General features: G+C 67.5%; 25 protein-coding genes and 1 tRNA gene. 9 read left to right on the forward strand and 17 right to left on the reverse strand.

Going from position 1 to position 23,718, the window contains the following annotated elements; all coding sequences use genetic code 11:
- Positions 1 to 59: 59 nt before the first annotated feature.
- Both ASE70_RS03350 and ASE70_RS03355 read right to left on the reverse strand, forming a co-directional pair.
- Positions 60 to 1,409, reverse strand: coding sequence for an MFS transporter (locus ASE70_RS03350; RefSeq protein WP_056501371.1), 1,350 nt, complete (start codon positions 1,407 to 1,409; stop codon positions 60 to 62).
- Positions 1,410 to 1,745: 336 nt separating this feature from the next.
- Positions 1,746 to 3,137 (reverse strand): glutamate ligase domain-containing protein, encoded by a 1,392-nt coding sequence (locus tag ASE70_RS03355; protein ID WP_056501373.1) that lies wholly within the window; start codon positions 3,135 to 3,137, stop codon positions 1,746 to 1,748.
- Between the two features lie 48 nt (positions 3,138 to 3,185).
- Here ASE70_RS03355 and ASE70_RS03360 point away from each other — a divergent pair, with 48 nt between their 5' ends.
- Positions 3,186 to 4,001 carry an LD-carboxypeptidase gene (locus ASE70_RS03360; RefSeq protein WP_056501376.1) on the forward strand — a complete coding sequence of 272 codons (816 nt, stop codon included), beginning with the start codon at positions 3,186 to 3,188 and terminating at the stop codon, positions 3,999 to 4,001.
- Positions 4,002 to 4,021: 20 nt separating this feature from the next.
- Here the strand turns inward: ASE70_RS03360 and ASE70_RS03365 are convergent, their stop codons facing one another.
- Together ASE70_RS03365 and ASE70_RS03370 are read right to left on the reverse strand one after the other, a co-directional pair.
- On the reverse strand, positions 4,022 to 4,429 hold the full coding sequence (locus ASE70_RS03365) for a hypothetical protein (RefSeq protein WP_056501379.1): 408 nt from the start codon (positions 4,427 to 4,429) through the stop codon (positions 4,022 to 4,024).
- A gap of 3 nt (positions 4,430 to 4,432) precedes the next feature.
- A complete protein-coding gene (locus ASE70_RS03370; RefSeq protein WP_056501381.1) occupies positions 4,433 to 5,632 on the reverse strand; it encodes a penicillin-binding protein activator in 1,200 nt (399 codons plus the stop codon).
- A gap of 13 nt (positions 5,633 to 5,645) precedes the next feature.
- Between ASE70_RS03370 and rsmI the strand changes: the two genes are divergently transcribed.
- Entirely contained in the window at positions 5,646 to 6,482 is an 837-nt protein-coding gene (gene rsmI / locus ASE70_RS03375; RefSeq protein ID WP_056501511.1) for a 16S rRNA (cytidine(1402)-2'-O)-methyltransferase, read from the forward strand.
- 1 nt (position 6,483) lies between these two features.
- Here rsmI and ASE70_RS03380 read toward each other — a convergent pair whose 3' ends face one another.
- From ASE70_RS03380 to ASE70_RS03390, 3 genes are all read right to left on the reverse strand, one after another.
- The gene (locus ASE70_RS03380; RefSeq protein ID WP_056501384.1) at positions 6,484 to 6,681 is read right to left on the reverse strand and encodes a hypothetical protein; all 198 of its coding nucleotides are present in this window, start codon (positions 6,679 to 6,681) and stop codon (positions 6,484 to 6,486) included.
- Positions 6,682 to 6,825: 144 nt separating this feature from the next.
- Positions 6,826 to 7,185: a GntR family transcriptional regulator gene (locus tag ASE70_RS03385; RefSeq protein WP_056394080.1), complete on the reverse strand. Its 360-nt coding sequence runs from the start codon at positions 7,183 to 7,185 to the stop codon at positions 6,826 to 6,828.
- A gap of 39 nt (positions 7,186 to 7,224) precedes the next feature.
- The gene (locus ASE70_RS03390; RefSeq protein WP_056501387.1) at positions 7,225 to 7,803 is read right to left on the reverse strand and encodes a nitroreductase family protein; all 579 of its coding nucleotides are present in this window, start codon (positions 7,801 to 7,803) and stop codon (positions 7,225 to 7,227) included.
- Positions 7,804 to 7,934: 131 nt separating this feature from the next.
- Here ASE70_RS03390 and ASE70_RS03395 point away from each other — a divergent pair, with 131 nt between their 5' ends.
- The 5 genes from ASE70_RS03395 to ASE70_RS03415 all read left to right on the forward strand — a co-directional run bounded on the left by ASE70_RS03395 (position 7,935) and on the right by ASE70_RS03415 (position 13,809).
- Complete coding sequence (locus ASE70_RS03395) at positions 7,935 to 9,614, forward strand: peptide MFS transporter (RefSeq protein ID WP_056501390.1); 1,680 nt, start codon at positions 7,935 to 7,937, stop codon at positions 9,612 to 9,614.
- Positions 9,615 to 9,685: 71 nt separating this feature from the next.
- A complete protein-coding gene (locus tag ASE70_RS03400; protein ID WP_056501392.1) occupies positions 9,686 to 11,554 on the forward strand; it encodes an acyltransferase family protein in 1,869 nt (622 codons plus the stop codon).
- A gap of 69 nt (positions 11,555 to 11,623) precedes the next feature.
- Positions 11,624 to 11,699 (forward strand) — tRNA-Val (locus tag ASE70_RS03405).
- A gap of 150 nt (positions 11,700 to 11,849) precedes the next feature.
- Complete coding sequence (locus ASE70_RS03410; protein ID WP_056501395.1) at positions 11,850 to 12,161, forward strand: hypothetical protein; 312 nt, start codon at positions 11,850 to 11,852, stop codon at positions 12,159 to 12,161.
- Complete coding sequence (locus ASE70_RS03415; RefSeq protein ID WP_235519545.1) at positions 12,151 to 13,809, forward strand: methyl-accepting chemotaxis protein; 1,659 nt, start codon at positions 12,151 to 12,153, stop codon at positions 13,807 to 13,809. Before ASE70_RS03410 ends, ASE70_RS03415 begins: the two co-directional genes overlap by 11 nt.
- On the opposite strand, the gene ASE70_RS03420 is transcribed toward ASE70_RS03415, so the two are convergent.
- The 7 genes from ASE70_RS03420 to ASE70_RS19070 form a co-directional block, all read right to left on the reverse strand.
- On the reverse strand, positions 13,767 to 14,696 hold the full coding sequence (locus ASE70_RS03420) for a winged helix DNA-binding protein (RefSeq protein ID WP_056501401.1): 930 nt from the start codon (positions 14,694 to 14,696) through the stop codon (positions 13,767 to 13,769). The genes ASE70_RS03415 and ASE70_RS03420 overlap by 43 nt on opposite strands.
- Positions 14,697 to 14,764: 68 nt before the next feature.
- Positions 14,765 to 16,282, reverse strand: a complete 1,518-nt coding sequence (locus tag ASE70_RS03425; protein WP_056501404.1) for an NAD(P)(+) transhydrogenase (Re/Si-specific) subunit beta — start codon at positions 16,280 to 16,282, stop codon at positions 14,765 to 14,767.
- Positions 16,283 to 16,287: 5 nt separating this feature from the next.
- Positions 16,288 to 16,566, reverse strand: a complete 279-nt coding sequence (locus tag ASE70_RS03430; RefSeq protein WP_055757824.1) for an NAD(P) transhydrogenase subunit alpha — start codon at positions 16,564 to 16,566, stop codon at positions 16,288 to 16,290.
- 3 nt (positions 16,567 to 16,569) lie between these two features.
- The gene (locus ASE70_RS19065) at positions 16,570 to 16,968 is read right to left on the reverse strand and encodes an endonuclease domain-containing protein (protein ID WP_156355943.1); all 399 of its coding nucleotides are present in this window, start codon (positions 16,966 to 16,968) and stop codon (positions 16,570 to 16,572) included.
- A gap of 155 nt (positions 16,969 to 17,123) precedes the next feature.
- Positions 17,124 to 17,492 (reverse strand): PH domain-containing protein, encoded by a 369-nt coding sequence (locus ASE70_RS03435; protein ID WP_056501407.1) that lies wholly within the window; start codon positions 17,490 to 17,492, stop codon positions 17,124 to 17,126.
- Positions 17,493 to 17,505: 13 nt separating this feature from the next.
- On the reverse strand, positions 17,506 to 18,633 hold the full coding sequence (locus tag ASE70_RS03440; RefSeq protein WP_056501410.1) for a Re/Si-specific NAD(P)(+) transhydrogenase subunit alpha: 1,128 nt from the start codon (positions 18,631 to 18,633) through the stop codon (positions 17,506 to 17,508).
- Between the two features lies 1 nt (position 18,634).
- Positions 18,635 to 18,760: an aa3-type cytochrome c oxidase subunit IV gene (locus ASE70_RS19070; protein ID WP_082438684.1), complete on the reverse strand. Its 126-nt coding sequence runs from the start codon at positions 18,758 to 18,760 to the stop codon at positions 18,635 to 18,637.
- 166 nt (positions 18,761 to 18,926) lie between these two features.
- On the opposite strand from ASE70_RS19070, the gene ASE70_RS03445 reads away from it, so the two are divergent.
- Positions 18,927 to 20,357: a sigma-54-dependent transcriptional regulator gene (locus ASE70_RS03445; RefSeq protein ID WP_056501412.1), complete on the forward strand. Its 1,431-nt coding sequence runs from the start codon at positions 18,927 to 18,929 to the stop codon at positions 20,355 to 20,357.
- A gap of 159 nt (positions 20,358 to 20,516) precedes the next feature.
- Here the strand turns inward: ASE70_RS03445 and ASE70_RS03450 are convergent, their stop codons facing one another.
- Positions 20,517 to 21,065, reverse strand: coding sequence for a pseudouridine synthase (locus ASE70_RS03450; protein ID WP_056501414.1), 549 nt, complete (start codon positions 21,063 to 21,065; stop codon positions 20,517 to 20,519).
- 40 nt (positions 21,066 to 21,105) lie between these two features.
- The gene (locus ASE70_RS03455; protein ID WP_056501417.1) at positions 21,106 to 21,936 is read right to left on the reverse strand and encodes a DUF4253 domain-containing protein; all 831 of its coding nucleotides are present in this window, start codon (positions 21,934 to 21,936) and stop codon (positions 21,106 to 21,108) included.
- A 93-nt stretch (positions 21,937 to 22,029) separates the two neighbouring features.
- Here ASE70_RS03455 and fghA point away from each other — a divergent pair, with 93 nt between their 5' ends.
- On the forward strand, positions 22,030 to 22,869 hold the full coding sequence (fghA, locus tag ASE70_RS03460; RefSeq protein WP_056501420.1) for an S-formylglutathione hydrolase: 840 nt from the start codon (positions 22,030 to 22,032) through the stop codon (positions 22,867 to 22,869).
- 129 nt (positions 22,870 to 22,998) lie between these two features.
- On the opposite strand, the gene ASE70_RS03465 is transcribed toward fghA, so the two are convergent.
- A complete protein-coding gene (locus tag ASE70_RS03465; protein ID WP_056396101.1) occupies positions 22,999 to 23,709 on the reverse strand; it encodes a FadR/GntR family transcriptional regulator in 711 nt (236 codons plus the stop codon).
- Positions 23,710 to 23,718 lie beyond the last annotated feature (9 nt).

Consider the following 23,718-nt stretch of genomic DNA (forward strand, 5'->3'; position numbering starts at 1 on the left):
GTTCTGTCCGGCGAACCTAGTCGAAGCGGCGACCCGAAACCAAGCCGCCGCTGCGCCGATCAGTGCAGACTCTTCGCCGAAGCGACGTTGCGCGTCGCGGTGCGGCCGGCGGCGATGGCGAAGCCGCACAGCGCGGCATAGCACAGCGCCGGTACGAGGAACGCCGGACCATGGCCAACCGCCCCCGACACCAGCCCCACGACCGGCGGGATGACCGCCCCGCCGAAGATCGCGGTGCACAACAGCCCCGACGTCGCCGCCTCGCTGGCGGTCGAGCGTTCGAGCGTCAGGGTGAAGATGACCGGGAACATGATCGAGTTGAACAGGCCCATCGACAGCGCGACGAACCCGGCGGTCACCCCGCCGACCGCCGCGACATAGCAGCACATACCGACGGCAATGGCGGTGAACAGCGCCATCAGCTTCCACGCCTTCACCTTCGACAGCAGCACCGATCCGATCGCGCGACCGACCATCGCGCCGCCCCAGTAGAAGGCGACAGCCTTGCCCGCTTCCTGCAACGACACGCCGGGCACCCCGTCGCTACCCATCGCAAAGCCGAGCAGCGGCACGCCGAACGGCGCGTTCGACGCGCCCCACACGCTGTCGGCGTTCAGGAACAGCGCCATCTGCGTCCCGATCGCGACTTCGGCGCCGACATACAGGAAGATCGCGCTCGCCCCCAGCAGCGCCCAGCGCGAGGAGAAGGCATCGCGCAGCAGCGCGGCGGGCGACGGCGTATCGGCCGGAGCTTCTGGCACGGCGGCCGATACGACCTTACGGCTGAGGAAGAAGAACACCGCCAGCGCCGCGATCAGTCCGGCGATCCAGAAATAGGCGCGGTCGATCCCCGCCAGCGCACCGGCGCGCACCGCTTGGGTCAACACCGTACCGTCCTTCACCTCGACCCCGTCGAGGAACAGGCTGGCCCCGAGCAGCGGCCCGAGGAACGTGCCGAACGAGTTGAACGTCTGGCTGAGCGTCAGGCGGAAATGGCTGAGCTTCGGATCGCCGAGCGCCGCGGCCAGCGGATTGGCCGCGACCTGCAACACGGTGATGCCGGCGGCCAGGATGAACAGGCCGAGCAGGACCAGCGGGAACATGGCGAGGTTCGCCGCGACCAGCATCGTCAGGCAGCCGACGACCATCGTCACCAGCGCGAACAGGATCGAGGGAACCGCCTTCAACCGGCCGAGCAGGATCGCGGCGGGCATCGAGATCAGGCCATAGGCGAGGAAAAAGGCCGATGCCGCCAGCTGCGCCTCGAAATCGGTCAGCGTGAAGATGCCCTTCACCGCCGCGACCAGCGGGTCGATCAGCGAGGTGATGAAGCCCCAGGCGAAAAACAGGGTGGTGACGGCGGCGAATGCCAGCCCGGTGGTGGCGGATCCCGCCTGTTTGTCAGCCAATGCGGCGCTCCCCTTAGTCGGACTAATTCGACTATTTGCTTATGATATTCACAGCGCTCGCCGAGGGCGGGGGGAATGTCAAGCAGGGGGGCGGTCGCGATGTGCCAGTCCCGGACCATGTTTCCCTCGGCACGCCGGACTGAATCGAGAACGCCGGGAAAGTACCGATTCTGGCACCCTGCCGTACCCCCGCGCAGGCGGGGGCCCAGGGTCCCGGGCACAAGCCGTTGTTCTGCCTGGCTCTGGACCCCCGCCTGCGCGGGGGTACGGCGCGTTTTTGACGAAGCTTGCGGCTTTCGCAGCGGTCCTCAGTACATCCGGGGTGACGGTGAAGTGTTACCCGAGCATCGCCAGCATCTGCGCCGCCAGTTCGGACAGCGTGTCGTCGCGCGCGCCCATGACCACGATCCGGTCGCCTTCGCGCGCCTGCGCCACCAGATGCGCCGCCGCGGCGGCACGATCGGGGATGTGGCGGGCGGGCGCGCCCTGCACGGTCAGGTCGGTGACGATGTCGGCGCTGGTGACCTCACGCGTGACCGTGCCGCCGCGATAGACCGGGTCGGGCAGCACCAGCAGGTCACCGTCGGTCAGCGCGCCGGCGAACATCGTCACCAGCTCGCGGCGCATCACCTTGAGCGGACCATAGCCATGCGGCTGGAACAACAGCAGCAACCGTCCCGGCTGCGTCCGCAGCGTCGCGATGGTCGCGGCGATCTTGTCGGGATTGTGCCCGAAATCGTCGATCACGCCGACCCCGCGCGCCGTTCCGACCAGTTCGAAGCGGCGCTTGAGCCCCGAGAAACCGGCAATCGCCGCGACCGCATCGGCGATCGGCACCCCGGCGGCGGCGACCGCGCCGATCGCGGCCAGCGCGTTGGCGATATTGTGCCGCCCCGGCACCGCGAGGCGGACAGCATGGACCACCCCGTCCGCCACCAGGTCGAACCCGCTGGCAAAGGGTTCGAGCACCAGCGCGCGCGCGACCAGATCGGCATCGCCCTCGACCGCAAAGGTCGTGCGTTTCGCCGCCGGCACCGCCGCCGCCAGCGCCGCCGCCTCGCCATCGCCGACATTGACGACGACATGGCCCGCGCGGTCGGCGAAGGTGCCGAACAATGCGCGCAATTCCTCCAGCGTCTTGTGGTCGAGGCTGACATTGTTCAGCACCGCGACCTGCGGACGGTAGAAGGCGATCGATCCGTCGCTCTCGTCGACCTCGCTGACGAACGCATCGCCTTGGCCCACCAGCGCACTGGCGAAGGGGCGGTCGGGGCCTGCGAAATCCTTCATCACCGCGCCGTTCATGACCGTCGGATCGCGGCTGAGCGTGTGGAGCAGATAGCCGATCATGCCGGTGACGGTCGATTTGCCGCTGGTCCCCGCGACCCCGATCGACAGCGGTGCTGCATTGAACAGGTCGGCGAGCAGTTCGGCGCGGCCCATTCGCTGCGCGCCGACCGCGTCCGCCGCGATGATATCGGCGACGCTCGGCTCGATCGCGGCCGACGCGACGACGATCTGATCGGCCGACACGACACCGCTACCGTCCTGTGGGAACAGCGCAATGCCCGCGGCGCGCAGCGCGTCGAACTTGGCGGGCAGGCTCGCCTGATCGAGCGAGCGGTCCGATCCGGCCACGGTCGCGCCGCGCCCGGCAAGGATCATGGCGAGCGGCAACATGCCCGAACCGCCGATCCCGACGAGGAAGAAGGATTTGCCGTACAGCATCGCGCGGGGCTATCGACCTTGACCTTCAGTGGCAAGCGGGGTTGCGGGATGCGGATCGGTGTAGTGGCCCCGGCGCGACGGGTGGACGAGGAACAGATGGCCCGGACACAGGGCTATGCCGCGCTCACCTACCCTTCGCTCGATCTGGTCGTGCATCCGCAATGCTTCCTCGACGCCGGCCATTTCGCCGGCACCGACGAACAGCGCGCCGCCGCCTTCCTCGAATTCGCCAACGATCCCGCGTTCGATGCGATCTGGTTCGCGCGCGGCGGCTATGGTTCGAACCGCATCCTCGACAGGGTAATGCCGCAGTTGAACCGCGCGGCGGCGGCAAAAAGCTATGTCGGCTTTTCCGACATGGGGTTTTTGCTGGGTGCGCTCTATGCCCGGCGGATCGGGCGGCCGGTGCATGGACCGATGGCGGCGCAGGTCGGCAAGGCCGGCGGGACGAACAGCGCGGCGCGATCGCTGGCATGGCTGATCGACGGCGACCGGGCGATGCTGGCCCCCGAACTGGACGGACGGCCGACCGTCGCCTTCAACCTCGTCATCCTGTGCGCGCTGATCGGTACGCCGTGGCTGCCCGACCTGACCGACCATGTCGTGATCGTCGAGGAAGTGGGCGAGGATCTGTACCGGATCGACCGCCTGTTATGGCAGCTGAGCGAGGCGACGCAGCTGAAGGGGATCGCCGGCATCCGGCTGGGCGCGGTGACCGATCGTCATCCCGACGACACCGGCTTCGGCGAAACCGAGGAACAGATCGTCGCCCGCTGGGCCGGCGCGATGGGCGTGCCGTATCTGGGGCGGGCGCATGTCGGGCATTATGCCGACAATATGGTGGTGCCGTTCGGGGTGGCGTGAGTCTTCGTGCCGGTCCCCCGTCAACCTTCGATACGTTCGGCGGTCGTCGCCACGCGCACTGTATCAAACTCGAAACCGATCGAGCCGTAGGACCATTCGAGCTGCAATCGGCAGCGCGGCGGAACGCCTTCCAAGCTTACCGGCAGCGTTGCGATCGACAGCGCATGCACGTCGCCGAGATCCGGTAGTTCGTCGCGCGGATAATCCATCGGGACGAAATTCGCCGACTTTAATGGCATGTCGAGCTTCTCGATGCCCAGAAATGACATGATGAAATAGCCGAATGCCTCCCCTCCCGGCCGGGCAAGGGCACCCGACAGGTCCGCCATCATCACCAGATCGATACCTGCCGATGTCAGCCGGATTTCGATCAGAAGGGCATCTTCCCACGCAATCTTTTCGAGCGCATCGGCGGGAAGCTCGACCACCCCCTACTCCCCGAACGTCTTCGGCGCGGGGCTGACCGTCACCGCGCCGCCCGTCCGCACTTCCTGCACCTCCAGCGCGCGTTCGGCGATGCCGTCGCGGCCGAAGCGGAAGGCACCGTCGAGGCCGGCGAACCCGTCGCCGCCGCGCAGGCGGCTTTCGGGGAAGTCGCGGCCGATGGGCCAATCGCGGGCGATGCGGACCGTCAGCAGCACCGAATCATAGCCGAGACTCGACAGGCGATAGGGCGCGGCGCTGAACCGGGCGCGATATTTGGTCGCGAACTGGCGATAGAGCGCGTTCGACACGCTGGCATACCATGCGCCGTTCAGCGCCGGCATCGACCCCAGCCCGGTCTCGGTATTCCACAATTCGGTGCCGAGCACCTTCGCGCTGCGGCTGGACGATTTGCGGATCGCGGGCACCGCCAGCGCCGCCGTACCCGCCTGATCGGCGATCAGCACCGCTTCATAAGGCGAGGTGCGCGACAGGCGGGTGACGGCGGCGGCGACCTGTCCGCTGCCGCGATCATAGGTCTGGATCGACACGACCTGTCCCCCGGCCTGTTCGACCGCGCGCAGGAAGCTGGTCGAGGCGCGCTGGCCATAAACGCCGGCCGGGACCAGCCCGGCAAAGCGGCTGATCCCGCTGGTCCGGGCGAAGCCGACCACGCGCTCGATCGATTGCGCCGGGGTATAGCCGAGCAGATAGGCCCCGTTGCCCGCGACCGACACGTCGTTCGAATAGCTGATGACCGGCACCTTCGCGCCGCGGGCGATCGGCGCGACCGCACGGACATCCTCGGCCAGCAGCGGACCGAGGATCAGGCGATTGCCCTCCGCGATCGCGCGCTGCGCGGCGGCGGCCGCTCCGGTGGCAGTGTCATAGGTGGTGATTCGCACCCGTTCGCTGCGCGTGTCGAGCAGCGCCAGCTGCGTCGCATTGGCGATCGACCGCCCGACCCCGCCATTGGGGCCGGTCATCGGTACCAGCAGTGCGACGCGGTGACGCTGGGTATCGGTCGGGATGCCGCCGGTCACCGGATCGGGGCGAGTCGGCTGCGGACGGGTCGGTACGGGCGGGGCCTGTTCGACCGGCCCCTTGGGCACCAGCGTGCTGCACCCCGCCAACAATGCCGCCGCCAGCACCGCCGTGGCGCGCGCGAAATGGTGCCGCCATTGCCGGGGCGCTATCGTGTCTGCCATGGACCTATCCCTGATGACCGAAAAACTTTCCCCCGGCCTGTACATCGTCGCGACCCCGATCGGCAATCTCGCAGACCTAAGTCCGCGCGCCGCCGATATTTTATCGCGAGCGCACATTATCGCGGTGGAGGACAGCCGGGTAACCGCCGGGCTGTTGCGCCATATCGGCGTCAAACGGCCGATGATCCCGTATCACGATCATAACGCCGAAGGGATGCGCCCCGGCCTGATCGCGCGGATGGCGTCGGAGGCGGTGGCGCTGGTATCCGACGCGGGCACGCCGCTGATCTCCGATCCCGGATACAAGCTGGTGCGCGATGCGCGGGCGGCGGGCCATGCGGTGGTGACGATCCCCGGCCCGTGTGCGGCGGTGGCGGCGCTGACGCTGGCCGGACTGCCGACCGACCGGTTCCTGTTCGCCGGCTTCCTGCCGCCCAAGGCGCATGCCCGGGCCGAATCGATCGCCGAGATCGCGGGCGTGCGCGCGACGCTGGTCCTGTACGAAAGCGGCCCGCGCCTGTCGGCGACGCTGGCGGCGCTGGCGGACGGGTTGGGCGACCGCGACGCGGGCGTGGCGCGCGAGATCACCAAGAAGTTCGAGGAATGCGTGACCGGCACGCTGTCGACGCTCGCCGCGCGCTATGCCGAGGCACCACCGAGGGGCGAGATCGTGATCGTCGTCGCCCCACCCGGCGCTCCCCCGCCCGCGACCGAGGCGGATGCCGATACGGCGTTGCGCGAGGCGCTGACCCGGCTACCTGCGTCGAAGGCCGCCGGGGAGGTCGCCAAGGCGCTGGGGCTCGACCGGCGCGAGCTATATGCGCGGGCGATGGCGTTGAAGGGGGGGTAGGTCAGGCGGCGATGTTGCCGTAATTCTGCGCCTGGATCGGGCGAACGGCGGCGTTGATCGGCAGGGTGTCGCCGCAACAGGCGCATTCGGCGATGATCCGTCCGACGAACCATTGCGAAGCGCCGCAGGTCGGGCAGCTGTTGCGCCCATGTAGTGCGTATAGCGGTACGCGAGTATGGAATAGGACGGATCGTTCCACGGCATTCTCCCTGTTGAAAAGGGAACGCCACCACCGCAACGCGGTTCCATGCCGGAGGGGTGCAAAAATCGAGGAAGCCACCAAAGGTTCCGGAGAATGTGCCACGGTCGGACAGGCTGACGAACCGGTCCGCCGCAATCCCGGTTACGCCGGGGTGCGTTCGTCCAGCAGCCCGTGCGCGTCAAGCCCCAGCAACGCGATATGCGCGCGGATGCGCGGCCAATGTCCGGTCAGAAACCGTTCGCGCTCGGCGATGCGCAACCGCTCGACCGCGCCCGGCAGCACGAACATGCCGACGCCGCGCCGCACCTCGACATAGTCGTCGTCCTGAAACGTCTGATACGCCTTGGCCACGGTCAGCGGGTTCGCGCCGTGTTCGGCGGCGAACGCCCGGACCGAGGGCAGTTGGTCCCCCGCCCGATACTCGCCACGCAGGATCGCCGCCGCGATCAGTGCCCGCAGACGAAGATAGACGGGCGTGTCCTCATGGTCGATCGCTGTCATGCTGACTTAATACAGCAACGGCCGGGAAAGTCCATCGGTTCAGCCGGCCCAAACCGTACGAACGCGCGCCGGATCGGGACGCGGCCGTTCGTCGAGCGGACGGCCGGGCGAGCCGATATAGACGAAGCCGGCAATGGTTTCGTGCGGGGAGCCGAACGCATCGCGGACCTGCGGGCTGTACGCCGCCCAGCCGGTCAGCCAGCTGGCGACATAGCCCATGGCGTGCGCGGCATGGAGCAGGTTCATCGTCGCCGCTCCGGTCGACATCGTCTGCTCCCACTGCGGAATATGACTGTCGACCGGCGACGACAGGACGACGATCAGCGCCTGCCCCTCCTGCGCGAACCGGTCGCACGCTTCGAGTTGGGGTTCGGTCGCGGTCGGATTCTCGTCGGCATAGGCCTTGCGCAGCAACGCCGCGAACGCCGCGCGGCGATCCTGCGGGATCACCACGAACCGCCACGGGGCCAGCTTGCCATGGTCGGGCGTCCGCACGGCGATGTCGATCATCGCATCGATCTCGGCATCGCTCGGCCCCGGCGCGACCATGTCACGCGGCTTGCCCGAACGACGGGTTTGCAAATGGCTGAGCAGCGTGGATCGGTCGTTGAACGTCATGACCGGCACGTAGGGTCCCGCCCCCGCCCGCACAATGCGCTTGGCATTACCGTTTCTTGCGTTACGAATTGACGACAGGAGACGGCCGCAGCGCGGCCCGGTCAAGATACCCCAGGACAAGGGACAAAAGCGTGCCTGAATTCAAGGCTTTTGCACTATGGAACGAGGCCGACTGGATCGCGGCGATCGCGACCGTCATCCTTGCCGCGTTCCTTGCGGGCGGGCTGGCGGTGGGACTGAGCCGCAAGCCCGAATTCGCCGGCCATCCGCGCGGCCTGTACATGCTGTTCTTCGCAGAGATGTGGGAGCGTTTTTCCTATTACGGGATGCGCGCGATCCTGATCTTCTACCTGACGCAGCACTGGCTGTTCAGCGACGGCAAGGCGAACCTGATCTATGGCGGCTATACCGCGCTGGTCTATATCACCCCGGTGCTCGGCGGCTATCTCGCCGACCGCTATCTGGGTCAGCGCAAGGCGGTGCTGTTCGGCGGCGTGCTGCTCGCCTTCGGCCATCTGTTCATGGCGTTCGAGGGGATGGAGGGCGTCACCGACGCCGCGGTCAAACAGGCCGATCCCGCGATCAACGTCTTCTGGCTGGCACTGGCACTCATCATCGTCGGGTCGGGATTCCTGAAGGCCAATATCTCGGTGATGGTCGGCCAGCTCTACCGCATGACCGATATCCGCCGCGATTCCGCCTACACCGTCTTCTATATCGGCATTAACCTGGGCGGAGCGGCCGGTTCGATCCTCGTCGGGTATCTGGGGCAGACGATCGGCTGGGCGTTCGGCTTCGGCCTTGCCGGCATCGGCATGGTCGCCGGGCTGCTGGTGTTCGTGGTCGGCAAGGGGCTGCTCGGCGGCAAGGGCGAGGCACCCGACCCGGCGGCGCTCAAGCGGCGCGTGGCCGGCATGCCGTTCGAATGGCTGCTCTATGGCACCGGCCTGCTCGCGACCCTCGTGATGTGGGGGCTGATCCAGTATCAGGACGTCATCCAGTCGCTGCTGATCGTCTCCGGCATCGGGCTGCTCGGCTATGTCCTGTTCGAAGCGTTCAAGCTCGAAACCCATGCCCGTCACCGCATGTTCGCCATCCTGTTCCTCATCGCGCTCAACCCGATCTTCTGGGGTCTGTTCGAACAGGCCGGTGGCAGCTTCAACCTGTACACCGATCGCTTCGTCGATCGCGGCGGGGTGCCGGCGGCGTTGTTCCAGTCGATCAATTCGATCTACATCATCCTGTTGGGCGCGATCTTCGCCGGCATCTGGGCGTTCCTTGCCAAGCGGGGGCGGGAGCCATCGGCCCCGGCCAAGTTCGCGCTGGCGCTGATGCAGGTCGGCCTCGCTTTCCTCGCCTTCGTCTGGGGCGCGAACAGCGTCGGTCCGGCGGTGGCGACACCGGTCGCGTTCGTCTTCCTGTTCTATTTCTTCCAGACCACCGGCGAGCTGTGCCTGTCGCCGGTCGGGCTGTCGGCGATGAACCGGCTCGCGCCCAAGCACCTCGCCTCGCTCATCATGGGTGCGTGGTTCTACATGACGGCGGTCGGCAATTTCGTCGCGGGCAAGATCGGCGAGGCGACCGGCGGCCATGATGGCGAAATGACCAAGGAAGGCACGCTGGCCGTCTATTCCACCATCGGCTGGTGGACGATCGGCATCGGCGTCGTCGTGCTGCTGCTGTCGCCGTTCGTGAAGCGGTTGATGCACCTCGACACGCTGAGCGACGAGGTCGATCACAGCCTGGCCGGACAGGCCGCGATCGGCGAGCCGAAGGCGGCGGGCGTCGACGTGTGGAAAGAACAACGCTGACCGGACCGCAACGCAGGACGATCCCGTCGGATCGTTTCGCGTTGCAGCCGGACGCGTGGTAGCCGCGTGACATGATCCGGTATCGCGACGACATTGACGGGCTACGCGCGGTCGCGGCGTTGCTGGTCGTCGCGTTTCATTGCGGCTTTGCGAAGTTCGTGCCCGGCGGGTTCGTCGGTGTCGACATCTTCTTCGTCATTTCGGGCTATCTCATCACCGGCATCGTGCATGGCGACGTGCAGGCCGGACGCTTCTCGCTCTGGCAATTCTACGAACGGCGGGTGCGGCGCATCTTTCCTGCGCTGATCGCGGTCTATGTCGCGGTGCTGCTGGCGTCGTTCGTGCTGCTGTTTCCCGGTGAGACGGCGCAGCAGGCGAAGAACGCCACCGCGTCGATCCTGTTCGTTTCGAACGTCTATTTCTATCTCGGCACCGATTATTTCGATTCGGCATCGCGGTTCAACGCGCTGCTCCACACTTGGTCGATCTCGGTCGAGGAGCAGTTCTACCTGTTCTTCCCGCCGTTGCTGGCGCTGCTCCATCGTCGGTTCCGACCGGCGCTGAAACCGCTGATCGCGACCGTGCTGCTGGCGTCGCTGATCCTGTCGGCATGGCGGGTGCATCACGATGCATCGGCAGCCTTCTATCTGGTCCAGTATCGCGCATGGGAATTGATGATCGGCGCGGCGCTGGCGCTGGGCATGGTGCCGGCGGCGAGGCAGCGGGGGGTGGCGGAGGCCGGTGCGGTCATCGGGGTCGCGCTGATCGTCGGCAGCGTCCTGCTGCTCGACCGCGACAGCCTGTTCCCCGGACTGGCGGCGGCCCCCGCTTGTATCGGGGCCGCGTGCCTGATCTGGTCGGGCATGGCCGGGCGGACGCTGGTCGGTCGCAGCCTCGGCTTGCCGCCCGCGCGGTTCGTCGGCCGGATTTCCTATTCGCTCTACCTTTGGCACTGGCCGCTCTGGGTACTGGGCGGGCAGGTCCATGAGATCAAGTCGATGGCGGGATCGGCGGCGTTCATCCTGTCGGTATTGCTGGTCGCGGCGGTGTCGTGGCGGTGGATCGAACAGCCGTTCCGTGGGCGCAATCCGGCGATACCGCCCCGGCGGGCGGTATGGATCGGGGTCGCGACGATGCTGGCGACGCTGGCGTTCGTGGTCGCGGTGCCGTTTGCGGCGCGAGCCTATTGGCAGGTGCCCGCGCGGATCGAACGCGTCACGGATTTCATCCGCTACCGCGCTGCGCCCAATTCGCGCGCCGGGCTGTGCTTCCTGACCACGCACGACGATGTTGCGACCTTCGATCGCGACCTTTGCCTGCGCCTGTCACCGACCAAGCCCAACGTCCTGTTGCTCGGCGACAGTCACGCCGCACATTTCTATCGCGGACTGGTGGCGCTGGACGGGATCAACGTCCTGCAGGCCAATGCGTCGGGATGCCGCCCGGTCGCCGATCCGGTCGGGGAGGCGCGGTGCACCGCGCTGATGCGCTACGTCACCGACGATTTCCTGCCGAACCACCGCGTCGATACGGTGATCCTGTCGGCACTGTGGCGCGACGACGACTGGCCGGCGTTGCAGCGACAGATTGCGCGGGTCCGGCGCCATGCCGACCATGTCGTCGTGTTCGGTCCCATCGCCGAATATGATCGCGCCCTGCCCCGCATCCTTGCCGACGCCCTGTATCGGCGCGATCCGTCGATCGTCGACCGGCACCGTATCGCCAGCCGGCGCACGCTCGACGCGATGCTCGCGGCAAGGGTGCCCGCGACCGGCGCGACCTATGTCTCGACCTACCGCGCGCTGTGCCCGAACGACCGCTGCACGCTGTGGACCGACGACGGCAATCCGATCCAGTTCGACTATGGGCATCTGACCGCGCGCGGATCGTGGCTGATGATCGACCGCGTCCGCCCACAACTGCCCTTTGCAACGCGCTGATCCGATGGCGGGGCGAAATCCCTGTTGCACTTGGCCGAAACCACGGTATTCCGGCCGCTCCCCGATCGGGGGCGCTTAGCTCAGTTGGTAGAGCATCTCGTTTACACCGAGAGGGTCGGCGGTTCGAGCCCGTCAGCGCCCACCAGCCCATTCGAGGCGGCGGCGAACAGCCCCGGTTCGGCGACCCGGCAGCCGTTAGCGCGATCCCGTACCGAGCGGCCGACGCGGCCCTTTTAGCGACGTACGGCAACCGGATTAAAACATTGCGTTAACGATTGCCGCATATCGCAAAGCCATGTGGAATCAATGCAATCGGTCGCTGCTGGCGCTACAGGGTTTCGCCGTCGCAGCAGCATTCGCGATGTTCGGCCTGTGGCCGCCCGCCAGCGGCGCGATGGTTCTGGTGTCGCTCGACGGTTCCAGTCGCAACGAACTGGCCAAGATCGCATTGGCGGGCGGCGCGGCGCTGCTGCGGGCCGGCAATGTGCCCGGATCGATGGTGGTATCCGGCAACCGGGCGGACATAATGATGCAGCTTCATGGTCGCGCGATCCTGATCATCGCTGCCTCCGGACTGACGTGCGGGAGCGGTAGCCGTGGCAAGTAGAGCGGCCGAACCTGTGCTGCTGGCGCGGCTCAAGGCATTTGCCCTGCGCGAACCGGTCGATGCTCTGAGTTCGCTCGACCGGCTGCGGTACCACGGAATCCGGGTGTGGGCGGTGCTTGGCTGGATATCGCTGATCCTGCTGCTGATCGGCAACGTCCTTCTGGGGGGCGGCGTAGCCACGCCGCTGTTCGTGACGGGCGTGCTGCTGAACCTCTTGCCGACGGCCGCCGCCTTGCAGGGGCGCTATGATGCGCAAGCCCGTGCGCTGATGGGCACGCTGGCCGTGGCCATCCCGGCGATGCTCGTGTTCCTGCTGCACGGTCACCCGTGGCAGATGGATGCGCATATGTATTTCTTCGTCGGGATGGCGGCGCTGGTCGTCCTGGCCGATTGGCGGCCGATCGCGGTGGCGACGGTGCTGGCGGCGCTGCACCACATCCTGCTGGAATGGCTGGCCCCCGAATATGTGTTCACCGGCGACGGCAATATCGGGCGCATCGCGTTTCACGTCGTCGCGGTCGGGCTTCAGTTCGCGACGCTGGCGGTGCTGACGATCCAGCTGAGCCGCCTGTTCGAGACGCAGGATCGTGCGATGCTGCGCGCGCAGGAACTAGCCGATGCCGCGGCGGAAGGACAGCGTCGGACCGAAGACGCGATGCGCCGGACGGAGGAAGCGATGCGGATCGCGCGGGTCGCCGAACGCGATGCCGCGGAGGAACGTCGCCGGCGCGAGGAACAGGCGGCGCGCATCGCCAGCGACCGGCACCGCGAACTCGTCGATCTGGCGCAGCAATTCGAACGATCGGTGACGACGGTCGTCCACAGCATCGGCGACACGACCCTGCGGTTGGAGGGAGCCGCGGAAAAGCTGGAGGACGTGACCGGGCTGGCACGGACCGAAGCGGTCGAGGCGTCCGCCGGGGCGCACCGGGCCACCGACGAGATCGTGTCGGTCGCCGCGTCGATCCGCGACCTGTCGACGTCGATCTGGACGATCGCCGCCGCTGCCGAACAACAAAACGCCCTGACCGGCACCGCCAGCGGCCATGCCGCCCGCAGTGTCCAGACCGTGGCGATGCTGGAGGAACAGGCCGTCCAGATCGAAGGATTCCTGGCCGATATCCGGGCGATCGCGGCGAAGACGAACCTGCTGGCGCTGAACGCCACGATCGAGGCGGCGCGGGCCGGCGAGGCCGGTCGCGGCTTCGTCGTGGTCGCCGGCGAGGTCAAGGCGCTGTCGGCCGATACCCGGCGGGCCAGCGACCGGATCAGCGCGCTGATCGGCGGCATCAGGGGTGGCGTCGCCGATACCGGCGACAAGCTGCGATCGGTACACCAGTCGATCGAGGAGGTCGCCACCGCCGCCAGCGGCATTGCGGCCGCGGTCCGCGATCAGAGCGTCACGTCGCGCGATGTCGACGCCGGTGCCACCCGGGTGGCGACGGCGGCCGCCGATGCGCGGCAGCAGATCGACAGCGTGGCGCAGGCCGCCGGTGCCGCATCGTCGCTATCGGCGGCGGTTCGCATCAGCGTCGGGCAACTGGCCGGCAGCGCAGGCGAGCTGCGCAGTTCGACCGACCAGTTCGTCGCCTTCCTCCGTTCCGATCAGGCCCAGCCCAGCCCGGCACGCGCCACCGCGGCGGCATAGCCCCGCATCCCGGCCACGCCGCGCGCGCTCAGCACGATGAATGCGCGGCGCTTGTCGGCCGGGTCCTCCTGCCGCGCGACCAGCCCGGCATCGGTCAGTGTCGTGATCCAGCGCAACGCCGTGGTCGGCGGCACCGCCGAGGCGATGCACAGGCTGGAGACCGAGACATTGCCGCCCTCCAGCCGTGCGGCGAACAGGTCGAGCAGCATGTCCCATGCCGGATCGGCGAACAGCTCGCCGGCAAAGAATTGATCGCGCAGCCGCCGGGCCCGGATCGCGCCGCGTACCGTTGCCGCCGACACGGTCGGCACCGGCCCGTCACCGGCATCGGGCGCGACGAAATCGTCGGTGCGGTCGCGCACGCCCTCCCCGGTGTCGCCGTCGCGCGCGAGCTTTGCCAGCGCCTCGGCAATCCGCGCCACTTCGGCGTTCAGCCGCCGCAGCCGTTCGGCATCGCGTTCGGGAGCGTTGAGGCCCGCCCCGGCCCCGCCGCCCAGCACGATCGCGGCGATGCGCTCCCCGGGTCGCGCCTCGCACAACAGCGTCGCCGGACCGCCCAGCAGGTGCAGCGACACGACATCGATCGCCTCGACACCGAAACTGACCACCAGCTGTGCCCGGTCGCGCTCGGCCCGTGCTGCCAGGACCGGCAGCGCACCGTCGAGCGTGTCGATTGCGACCCCGGTCGCATCGACCAGCAGCAGATCGGCATGGGTGATGTCATTGAGCGCGGCGGACAGGTCGGCAAAACCGATCGTCGCGGCGACCGCGACACCGGCATGGCGCAGCGCCGCCTGCGCATCGGCCGCCGCCAGTGCGTCGTCGACGACGATCACCGCCCGCCGCGCCGCCGTCGATTGCTGCTCGAACCCTTCGAACCCCGTCACCCGCCTGTCCCCTTCGCTTCGGCAACGCTCGTCGCGCTGCGACCGTTGCGATGGGGCAACGAAGGCGTTCAGTCCATCGCCTTGACGATCTCCTCGACCATCTTCTTGGCATCGGCGAGCAGCATCATGGTGTTGTCGCGGTAGAAGACCTCGTTATCGACCCCGGCATAGCCGACGCCGCCCATCGACCGCTTGATGAACAGCACCGTCTTGGCCTTTTCGACGTCGAGCACCGGCATGCCGTAGATCGGCGAGGTCTTGTCGGTCTTGGCGGCCGGGTTGGTCACGTCGTTGGCGCCGATGACGAAGGCGACGTCGGTCTGTGCGAATTCGGAGTTGATGTCCTCCAGCTCGAACACGTCGTCATAGGGCACGTTCGCTTCGGCGAGCAGGACGTTCATATGCCCCGGCATCCGCCCGGCGACCGGGTGGATCGCATATTTCACGCGGACGCCATGTTCCTTCAGCTTGTCGCCCATTTCGCGCAGCGCATGTTGCGCCTGCGCCACCGCCATGCCGTATCCGGGGACGATGATGACCTGTTCGGCTTGGCTCATCAGGAACGCGGCGTCTTCCGCCGAACCGCGCTTCCACGGGCGGTCGATCGCACCGCCGCCGGCAGCGCCGCCGCTGTCGGTCGCGCCGAAACCGCCCGCGATCACGCTCAGGAAGCTGCGGTTCATCGCCCGGCACATGATGTACGACAGGATCGCCCCCGACGACCCGACCAGCGCGCCGGTGACGATCATCGCGGTGTTGCCGAGCGTGAAGCCCATCGCCGCCGCCGCCCAGCCCGAATAGCTGTTGAGCATCGACACCACGACCGGCATGTCCGCCCCGCCGATCGGGATGATCAGCAGGAACCCGATCGCGAACGACAGGATGACGACCGCCCAGAACGGCCACGCATCCTGCGTATGCGCGAACTGCGCGACGAGCAGCAGGATGGCGGCCAGCACGCCCAGATTGATGACATGGCGGCCGGGCAGCAGGATCGGCTTGCCCGACATGCTGCCGTTCAGCTTCAGGAAGGCGATGACGGAGCCCGAAAAGGTGATCGCACCGATCGCGACGCCGAGGCCCATCTCGACCTTGCTGACCGGATTGATGACCGCGAACGGCTGTCCGATCATCGGCACGACCAGCGACGAAATGCCGAACGCATCCGGATTGAGATAGGCGGCGACCCCGACCAGCACGGCGGCCAGACCGACCAGCGAGTGGAAGGCGGCGACCAGTTGCGGCATCGCGGTCATCGCGATGCGCCTGGCGGTGGTCAGGCCGATCGCTGCGCCGATGGCGATGGCGGCGAGGATTTCGGCAATCGACACCCAGTCCAGAGGAAAAGCAAAAGCTTCCGAGGTCGCCAACGTCGATGGATCGATCGTCAGCATGGAGATCTGATTACGCGGTATATGTGTCAACAGCGTCGTCACGACGGCAATCCCCATGCCGACCATACCGAGGCGATTGCCCCGCCGGCTGGTGGCGGGCGACGACAGCCCGCGCAACGCGAGGATGAAGCACACCCCGGCCACCAGATAGGCGAAGGCGACCCATGGATTGACCGGTGCGGCCTCATGCATTCCGCTCACCCCTTCTTCTTGTACATGGCAAGCATCCGCTCGGTGACGGCAAACCCGCCGAAGATGTTGATGCTGGCCAGCACGACGCCCAGCAGCCCCAGCCACTTGGCTCCCGGCACGCCGGCGGCGGCAGCGGCGATCAGCGCGCCGACGATGATGACCGAAGAGATCGCGTTGGTGACCGCCATCAACGGCGTATGCAGCGCGGGCGTCACCGACCAGACGACGTAATAGCCGACGAAACAGGCGAGGACGAAGATCGACAGGATCGAGAGGAAGTCCATCGGCTACTCCGCTGGGTGAAGGACGTTGAAATCCTCCCCGGGACGGGGAGGGGGACCAGCCGCAGGCTGGTGGAGGGGGGTGGCCACAAGCGTCGCGATCGCTTGAGCCACCGAGCCGACGTTCGCGATTACGCGGCGGGCGTCGATCCGCACAACGCGATAGCCCTGTTCGCGCAGGAACCGCAGCCGGGTCTCATCGCGCTGCGGGCGATCGGCGTAGTCATGACCGTCACCGTCGATCTCGACGATCAGCCGTGATTCCCGGCAGTAGAAATCAACGACATACGGTCCGACCGGATGCTGGCGGCGAAACTTTACGCCAGCTTTCCCTCCACGCAGCTTCTGCCACAGCATTGCCTCTGGCGGCGACAGATCACGGCGCAGGCGGCGGGCGATCGTCACTTCCGGGCGTAGTGTGCGTGGAACTCCCCCTCCACCGGCTGCGCCGGTCCCCCTCCCCGTGCCGGGGAGGATAAGAGGGGCTGCCCCTCCACCACGCTTCGCGTGGTCCCCCTCCCCATGCTGCGCATGGGGAGGATTTGGGGCGGGCGTTTCGTTCACCGCTTGGCCAGCACCAGTTCCGCCAGCAACCGCTGGATTGCGGCCGGGTCGGCATTGCGGCTGACCTTCAGCGACAGGGGCATCGCTTCGCCGGTCACCCACAGCTTCAGGTCGCTGTCGAGGTCGAACGTGCCCGCGCTTTCGACCGAGAAGCTGGTGATCGAGCGATACGGCACGCTGCGGAACGCGATTTTCGAGCCGGTCAGGCCCTGTACGTCGACCAGCACGAACCGGAAATTGGTCAGGAAGGCGGTGTCGCGCAGCGAGCGGAACGCGGCCAGCACCTCTTCGCCACCGATCAGCGCATGGCCGTATTTCTCGCGGATTTCGGCCGGGTCGACTTCGTGGCTGCTGAACAAACCCATATTCGTTTCCTCGTCAGGCGGTCAGGCGTGGGTTCACGACCTGGCCGCTTTGCGTCAGGCGGATCGCCTGCGTCACTTCGTCGTCGGGCGGCAGGACGGGACGGCCGGCGTCCTTGTCCCAATAGGCCGCCAGAAAGTTGTAAAGGTTGCGCGCAAACAATGCCGATGCGTCCGCGGCCAGACGGCTGGGGACGTTGCGATGGCCGACGATGTTGACACCGTGACGCTGCACGACCTCGCCCGCGACCGATCCCTCGACATTGCCGCCCTGTTCGACCGCCAGATCGACGAGGACGCTGCCCGGTCGCATCGAGGCGACCTGTGCATCGCTGACGAGGCGCGGCGCGGGCTTGCCGGGGATCAGCGCGGTGGTGATGACGATGTCCTGCTTGGCGATATGGGCGGACACCAGTTCGGCCTGTGCCGCCTGATATTCGGCACTCATTTCGCCGGCATAGCCGCCGGCACCCTCACCCTCGATCCCCGCCACCTTTTCGACGAAGATCGGCTTGGCACCGAGCGACTGGATCTGCTCCTTGGTCGCCGAGCGGACGTCGGTGGCGCTGACCTGCGCACCCAGCCGCCGCGCGGTGGCGATCGCCTGCAATCCCGCGACACCCACGCCCATCACGAAGACACGCGCCGCGCTGATCGTGCCGGCGGCGGTCATCATCATCGGAAAGGCGCGACCATATTCGGACGCGGCGTCGAGCACCGCCTTATACCCCGCCAGATTCGCCTGCGACGACAATATGTCCATCGATTGGGCGCGGGTGATGCGCGGCATCCATTCCATCGCCAGCGCCTCCAGCCCCAACGCGGCATAGCCATCGATCCGCGCCCGGTCGGCAAACGGATGGAGGGCCGCCACCAGCCATGCGCCACGCTTCGCGCCGCCCAGACTGTCGGGCGACGGCGGCGCCACGCCCAGCAGGATGTCGGCATCGGCAAGTGCCCCCGCCCGGTCTGCAATGGTCGCGCCAGCCGCGGCATAGCCGGCATCGTCGATCGACGCGCCGGTGCCGGCACCCTGTTCGACGACGACGGTCGCGCCGAGTGCGATCAGCTTCTTGACGGTTTCGGGGGTCGCGGCGACCCGGCGCTCGCCGGCAGCCTGTTCGGCGAGGAGCGCGACCTGCACGTCAGCCCGCGATCAGCCAGATGACCAGTGCCGCCAGCATGGCGCAGATTACCGTGCCCCAGGTGAACCAGCGGATGAAGCTGTTGTACGTCCCGGCATGGGCGGGGGTGCGGCCGTTGGTCGCCATCGATGAACCTCTCCATACTGCGTCGTTCAGACAACTCTAACGCAGGTTGGACCAAGAACAAGCCCCGCACCGCCCCTGACGGTTTTCATGACCGTCTTAAGGCGAACTTTACGCCCCTTGGCGCAAACGGATGTCGATCCGGGACGGCAGGGACTTGGGAGCAGCGATGACGCGAGACGGACAGCGAGTGCTGATGGTGATCGACGACGAACCGGCACAGCGCCGGTTGGTAGGGGCGATCGCGGGTCGGCGCGGCTGGCGGACAGTGTTCGCGAGCGATGCCGCAACGGCGCTGATGATGCTGAACACGCCGGACGGGCTTGCGCTCGATGCGGTGCTGCTCGACCATTGGACGCCCGATGCCGATGCACTGGCGTTGATCGCCGATCTGCGCGCGGCACGGCCGTTGCTGCCGATCCTGATGCTGACCGCCAATGAATCGGTCGCCGGCGCGGTCGCGGCGATGCGCGCGGGGGCGACCGACTTTCTGGTCAAGCCGCTGGCCGCCGAGCGTCTGCTTTCCGCACTGGAAGCGGCGGCGGGGGCGGGCGACCATGGCGAACTGCGCCCGCTCACCGAGAAATTGTCGGCCTCGCTGGCGTTCGACGAGATCGTCGGTTCCGCCCCGCAATTCCGCGCGGCACTGGCCATCGCCGCCAAGGCGGCGCGCGCCCGCGTGCCGGTGCTGATCGAGGGTGAGAGCGGCGTCGGCAAGGAAGTCGTCGCCGAGGCGATCCACGCCGCCTCCCCGCGCGCCCGCAAGCCGATGGTCCGCGTCAATTGCGGCGCGATCGCCGCCAATCTGGTCGAAAGCGAGCTGTTCGGCCATGAAAAGGGCGCGTTCACCGGCGCGTTCGAACGCAAGGCCGGCCGGTTCCAGGAAGCCGATGGCGGCACCATTTTCCTCGACGAGATCGGCGAGATGCCGTTCGAGACGCAGGTGAAGCTGCTGCGCGTGCTGCAATCGGGCGAGATCCAGTCGGTCGGCGCGCGCACGACGCGCGAGGTCGATGTCCGCGTGATCGCCGCGACCAACAAGACGTTGATGGCCGAGGTCGAGGCCGGGCGGTTCCGCGAGGACCTGTATTACCGGCTGAACGTCGTGCAGGTGACGATCCCGCCGCTTCGCGACCGGCGCGGCGATGTGCCGGCGCTGGCCCGCCATCTGCTGGCGCGGATCGCGCAACAGCCGGGGCTGCGGCAGTTGGGCATCACCGACGATGCCATCGCGCTGCTCAACACCTATGGCTGGCCGGGCAATGTCCGTCAGTTGCAGAATGCGCTGTTCCGGGCGGCGGTGCTGTGTGACGGCGACGCGCTGACCCGCGGCGACTTCCCGCAGATCGCCCAGATCGCGCAGGGCGACGCACCGCAACCGGTGTCGCTGGTCCCGCGTCAGGACACGGCGGGCGGGGTCACGCTGTTCCGTCCCGACGGCCATCTGCGGATGCTGGAGGAGATCGAGGCCGACGTCATCCGCCTCGCCATCGGTCATTATCGCGGCCGCATGACCGAAGTCGCACGGCGGCTGGGGATCGGGCGGTCGACGCTGTATCGCAAGCTGGGCGAATTGGGGATCGACCAGAGCGCGGCTTGATATTCGATACTGCACCACCTCCAACCCGTCACCCCGGGCTTGACCCGGAGTCCCGCTTCTTCGCGGACAGAAGTAGAAGCGGGGCCCCGGATCAAGTCCGGGGCGACGTGAATGGCAGGCGTTGCGCGTCAAAAATGACGGTGCCGCCCAGCGCAACCGCTACACCACCACCTCGCGCCACGCCCCCGGCACCAGCCCCTCGACGCTCCATTCCCCGACCCGCCACCGGACCAGCCGCAGCGTGGGCAAGCCGACCGCCGCCGTCATCCGGCGCACCTGCCGGTTGCGGCCTTCGCGGATCGTGATCGACAGCCAGTGATCGGGAACCGACTTGCGAAAGCGCACCGGCGGCACCCGCTCCCACAAATCGGGCGGATCGATCGCGGCGACCTCCGCCGGGCGGGTCGGTCCGTCGTTGAGCGTCACCCCGCGCCGCAGCCGGTCGAGCGCCGCGTCGTCGCGCGCGCCCTCGACCTGTACGAGATAGGTCTTGGCCAGCTTGAACCGGGGATCGGCGATGCGCGCCTGCAAACCGCCATCGTCGGTCAGCAGCAGCAGCCCTTCGCTGTCACGATCCAGCCGCCCGGCGGGATAGACGCCGGGCACCGCGACATGGTCCGACAGCGTCGCCCGCGCATCCCCGGTCCCGCGATCGGTGAATTGCGACAGCACGCCATAGGGTTTGTTGAGCAGGATCAGCCGCGCCATGACGCCCTGTCGGCCCGCGCGGGCGCACTGTCCAGCGGGTTCAATCCCACCAGAAGAACCACCAGTCGCTCGCCATCAACGTCGCCGCCAGCGCCTCGATCGTGTCGACGCCCTGATCGACGGTGTCCGGGCAATAGGCATAGCATTCGTGCGCCAGTGCCAGCGCCTCCGCGCGATCCCTCGGCCGGCGCTTCACGCGCAGCTCGATGGTGTCGCGGTCGATCCCGACCAGTTCCGCACCATAGCGTTCCTGCCAGCGGCGCAGCATGGCGCACTGATATTCGGCCGGCGGACAGGCGTTCCAGCCGCCCCATCGCAGATAGGCCGGTACTTCCCACGACGTACGGGTCGGCAGGGTCACGATATGGACCCTGTCATACGGCTTGCCCGTCAACAGGTCAGTGGCGGCGGTCATTTCGCCCTGTTCGGTACGCGCCGGCCACGGACCGTTCGCGGGTACGAGGCTGCTGTCATAGCCCTGCCATTTCGCCAGATCGCCCGGCATGGCGATCATCCGGCTGGTCGCGACGATCCGTTCGACGGGCTGGACCGGCAGGTCCGCCGCACCCGGCGACAAGATCGACGGCGTATCGATGCTGAACTGGTCGCAGATCGCATCCAGTCCCTCGTCGTCGCCGACGATCACCGGCCATCCCTTGCCCTCGGCACGGATGCGCTCCCATGCGGCCAGCGCCTGCGCGCCCGAAACGGTGGTGACCGGGTAGGGAAAGGCGGCGCGCAGCTTCGCTCGTACCGCCTGCATCGGTTGGTCCATCGACGGTTCCCGCTCGACCGCAGGCGAAACCTGCGCCGCGGTCCGACCCGTCGCGAGCAGACCCATCAATCCGGCAATCCAGTTGCGTCGCGTCATCGTCGCCCCTTCCCCACAGCCAACGGGAACCGACTATCCCGCCAAACCGTCCCTCCCTATAACCTATCGCGACCATCGGTGGAGAGCGACCCCATGAAGACCGTTTCGACCGCCCGCGCCCACGGCGGCACGCAGGGTGTCTATTCCCACGAATCGACCGCGACGGGCACCACGATGACCTTTTCGGTGTTCGTCCCGCCGCTGGAACCCGGGCAGCGGGCACCGGTGCTGTGGTATCTGTCGGGGCTGACCTGCACCCATGCCAATGTCACCGACAAGGGCGAGTTTCGGGCGGCCTGCGCCGAACAGGGCATCGCCTTCATCGCGCCCGACACCTCGCCGCGGGGTGAAGACGTGCCCGACGATCCGGAGGGGGCGTGGGATTTCGGCCTCGGCGCGGGCTTTTATGTCGATGCGACGCAAGACCCGTGGGCGAAGCAGTACCGGATGCGCTCCTATGTCGAGGACGAACTGCCCGCGCTGATCGCCGGCCAATTTCCGATGCTGGATTGCGGTCGCCAGTCGATCACCGGCCATTCGATGGGCGGGCATGGTGCGCTGACCATCGCGCTTCGCAATCCCGACCGCTTCCGCTCGGTCTCCGCCTTCGCGCCGATCGTCGCGCCGTCGCAGGTGCCGTGGGGGGAGAAGGCGCTGGGCGGCTATCTCGGCAACGACCGCTCGGCATGGCGCGCGGCGGATGCGGTCGCGATGATCGAGGATGGCGCGCGGGTCCCGGCGATTCTGGTCGATCAGGGGGATGCCGACGCGTTCCTCGCCGAACAGCTGCGGCCGGAATTGCTGGCGAAGGCGTGTGCCGATGCCGGTATCGACTGCACGCTCAGGATGCAGCCGGGATACGACCACAGCTACCACTTCATCTCGACGTTCATGGCCGATCATGTGCGCTGGCATGGCGAGCGGTTGCGGTAAGGAAAACTACCCGACCGTCCGAAAATCGTCACCCCGGACCTGATCCGGGGTCCCGCTTCTTCTCGGCCGGTGGAAAGAAAGCGGGACCCCGGGTCAAGCCCGGGGTGACGGGGAAGAGCGCCATCGCGTCTACCCCTCCCCCCGATCCTCGATCAGGTCGAGGACGTCGCCGATCAGCGCGCGCATCGCCGCGCGGGCCGCGACCGGATCATGTGCGGCGATCGCTTCGGCCACCGCCGCATGTTGTTCGACGCTGGCCGATCGACCGACGATGGTGTTGGTGAAGCGGATCGAGGTGTTGAGCGCGGTCGCCACCGTCTCGCGGAACTGCGCGTAGAAGGGGTTTTTCGTCGCGAGCAGGATCGCGACGTGGAAGTCGATGTCGGAGTCGAGCGGATCGTCCTCGCCCCGTTCCGCCGCCGCCATCCGGGCGAGACCCTCGGCGATCCGTGCCTGATCCTCCGCATCCGCCGCCACCGCCGCCAGCGCCGCCGCCTCCGGCTCGATCGCGACGCGCAGCTGGTTGAACTGGCGCAGCAGGTCGACCGAGAATTTGCGGTCGAGCAGCCAGTGCAGCACATCGGGATCGAACAGGTTCCACGCCGCCGCCGGGCGCACCACCGTCCCCTGACGCGGGCGGGCGCTGACCAGCCCCTTGGCGGTCAGCATCTTCACCGCCTCGCGCGTTACCGACCGACTGATGCCGTGCGTCTTGCCGATTTCCGCCTCGGTCGGGAACGGGCGTTCGTCATATTCGCCGGTGACGATGGCGCGGCCGAGCGTGTCGAGCGTCGCGCGGGTCAAATTGCCGCCGGGCATTCCCGTCATCCGCGCCGCCATCCCGTCTCC

It is taken from the genome of Sphingomonas sp. Leaf22, from assembly GCF_001421715.1.
Classification (GTDB): domain Bacteria; phylum Pseudomonadota; class Alphaproteobacteria; order Sphingomonadales; family Sphingomonadaceae; genus Sphingomonas.

Excerpts from the sequence above, each read along its gene's own strand:
- ASE70_RS03385 (WP_056394080.1), bottom strand. The coding sequence starts at position 7,185 with ATGACAGCGATCGACCATGAGGACACGCCCGTCTATCTTCGTCTGCGG.
- ASE70_RS03455 (WP_056501417.1), bottom strand. The coding sequence starts at position 21,936 with ATGACGCGACGCAACTGGATTGCCGGATTGATGGGTCTGCTCGCGACG.
- ASE70_RS03435 (WP_056501407.1), bottom strand. The coding sequence starts at position 17,492 with ATGGGTTTGTTCAGCAGCCACGAAGTCGACCCGGCCGAAATCCGCGAG.
- fghA (WP_056501420.1), top strand. The coding sequence starts at position 22,030 with ATGAAGACCGTTTCGACCGCCCGCGCCCACGGCGGCACGCAGGGTGTC.
- ASE70_RS03410 (WP_056501395.1), top strand. The coding sequence starts at position 11,850 with ATGTGGAATCAATGCAATCGGTCGCTGCTGGCGCTACAGGGTTTCGCC.
- ASE70_RS03360 (WP_056501376.1), top strand. The coding sequence starts at position 3,186 with ATGCGGATCGGTGTAGTGGCCCCGGCGCGACGGGTGGACGAGGAACAG.
- ASE70_RS03465 (WP_056396101.1), bottom strand. The coding sequence starts at position 23,709 with ATGGCGGCGCGGATGACGGGAATGCCCGGCGGCAATTTGACCCGCGCG.
- ASE70_RS03425 (WP_056501404.1), bottom strand. The coding sequence starts at position 16,282 with ATGCATGAGGCCGCACCGGTCAATCCATGGGTCGCCTTCGCCTATCTG.
- ASE70_RS03445 (WP_056501412.1), top strand. The coding sequence starts at position 18,927 with ATGACGCGAGACGGACAGCGAGTGCTGATGGTGATCGACGACGAACCG.
- ASE70_RS03400 (WP_056501392.1), top strand. The coding sequence starts at position 9,686 with ATGATCCGGTATCGCGACGACATTGACGGGCTACGCGCGGTCGCGGCG.
- ASE70_RS03430 (WP_055757824.1), bottom strand. The coding sequence starts at position 16,566 with ATGGACTTCCTCTCGATCCTGTCGATCTTCGTCCTCGCCTGTTTCGTC.
- ASE70_RS03450 (WP_056501414.1), bottom strand. The coding sequence starts at position 21,065 with ATGGCGCGGCTGATCCTGCTCAACAAACCCTATGGCGTGCTGTCGCAA.
- ASE70_RS03355 (WP_056501373.1), bottom strand. The coding sequence starts at position 3,137 with ATGCTGTACGGCAAATCCTTCTTCCTCGTCGGGATCGGCGGTTCGGGC.
- ASE70_RS03370 (WP_056501381.1), bottom strand. The coding sequence starts at position 5,632 with ATGGCAGACACGATAGCGCCCCGGCAATGGCGGCACCATTTCGCGCGC.
- ASE70_RS03390 (WP_056501387.1), bottom strand. The coding sequence starts at position 7,803 with ATGACGTTCAACGACCGATCCACGCTGCTCAGCCATTTGCAAACCCGT.
- rsmI (WP_056501511.1), top strand. The coding sequence starts at position 5,646 with ATGACCGAAAAACTTTCCCCCGGCCTGTACATCGTCGCGACCCCGATC.
- ASE70_RS19070 (WP_082438684.1), bottom strand. The coding sequence starts at position 18,760 with ATGGCGACCAACGGCCGCACCCCCGCCCATGCCGGGACGTACAACAGC.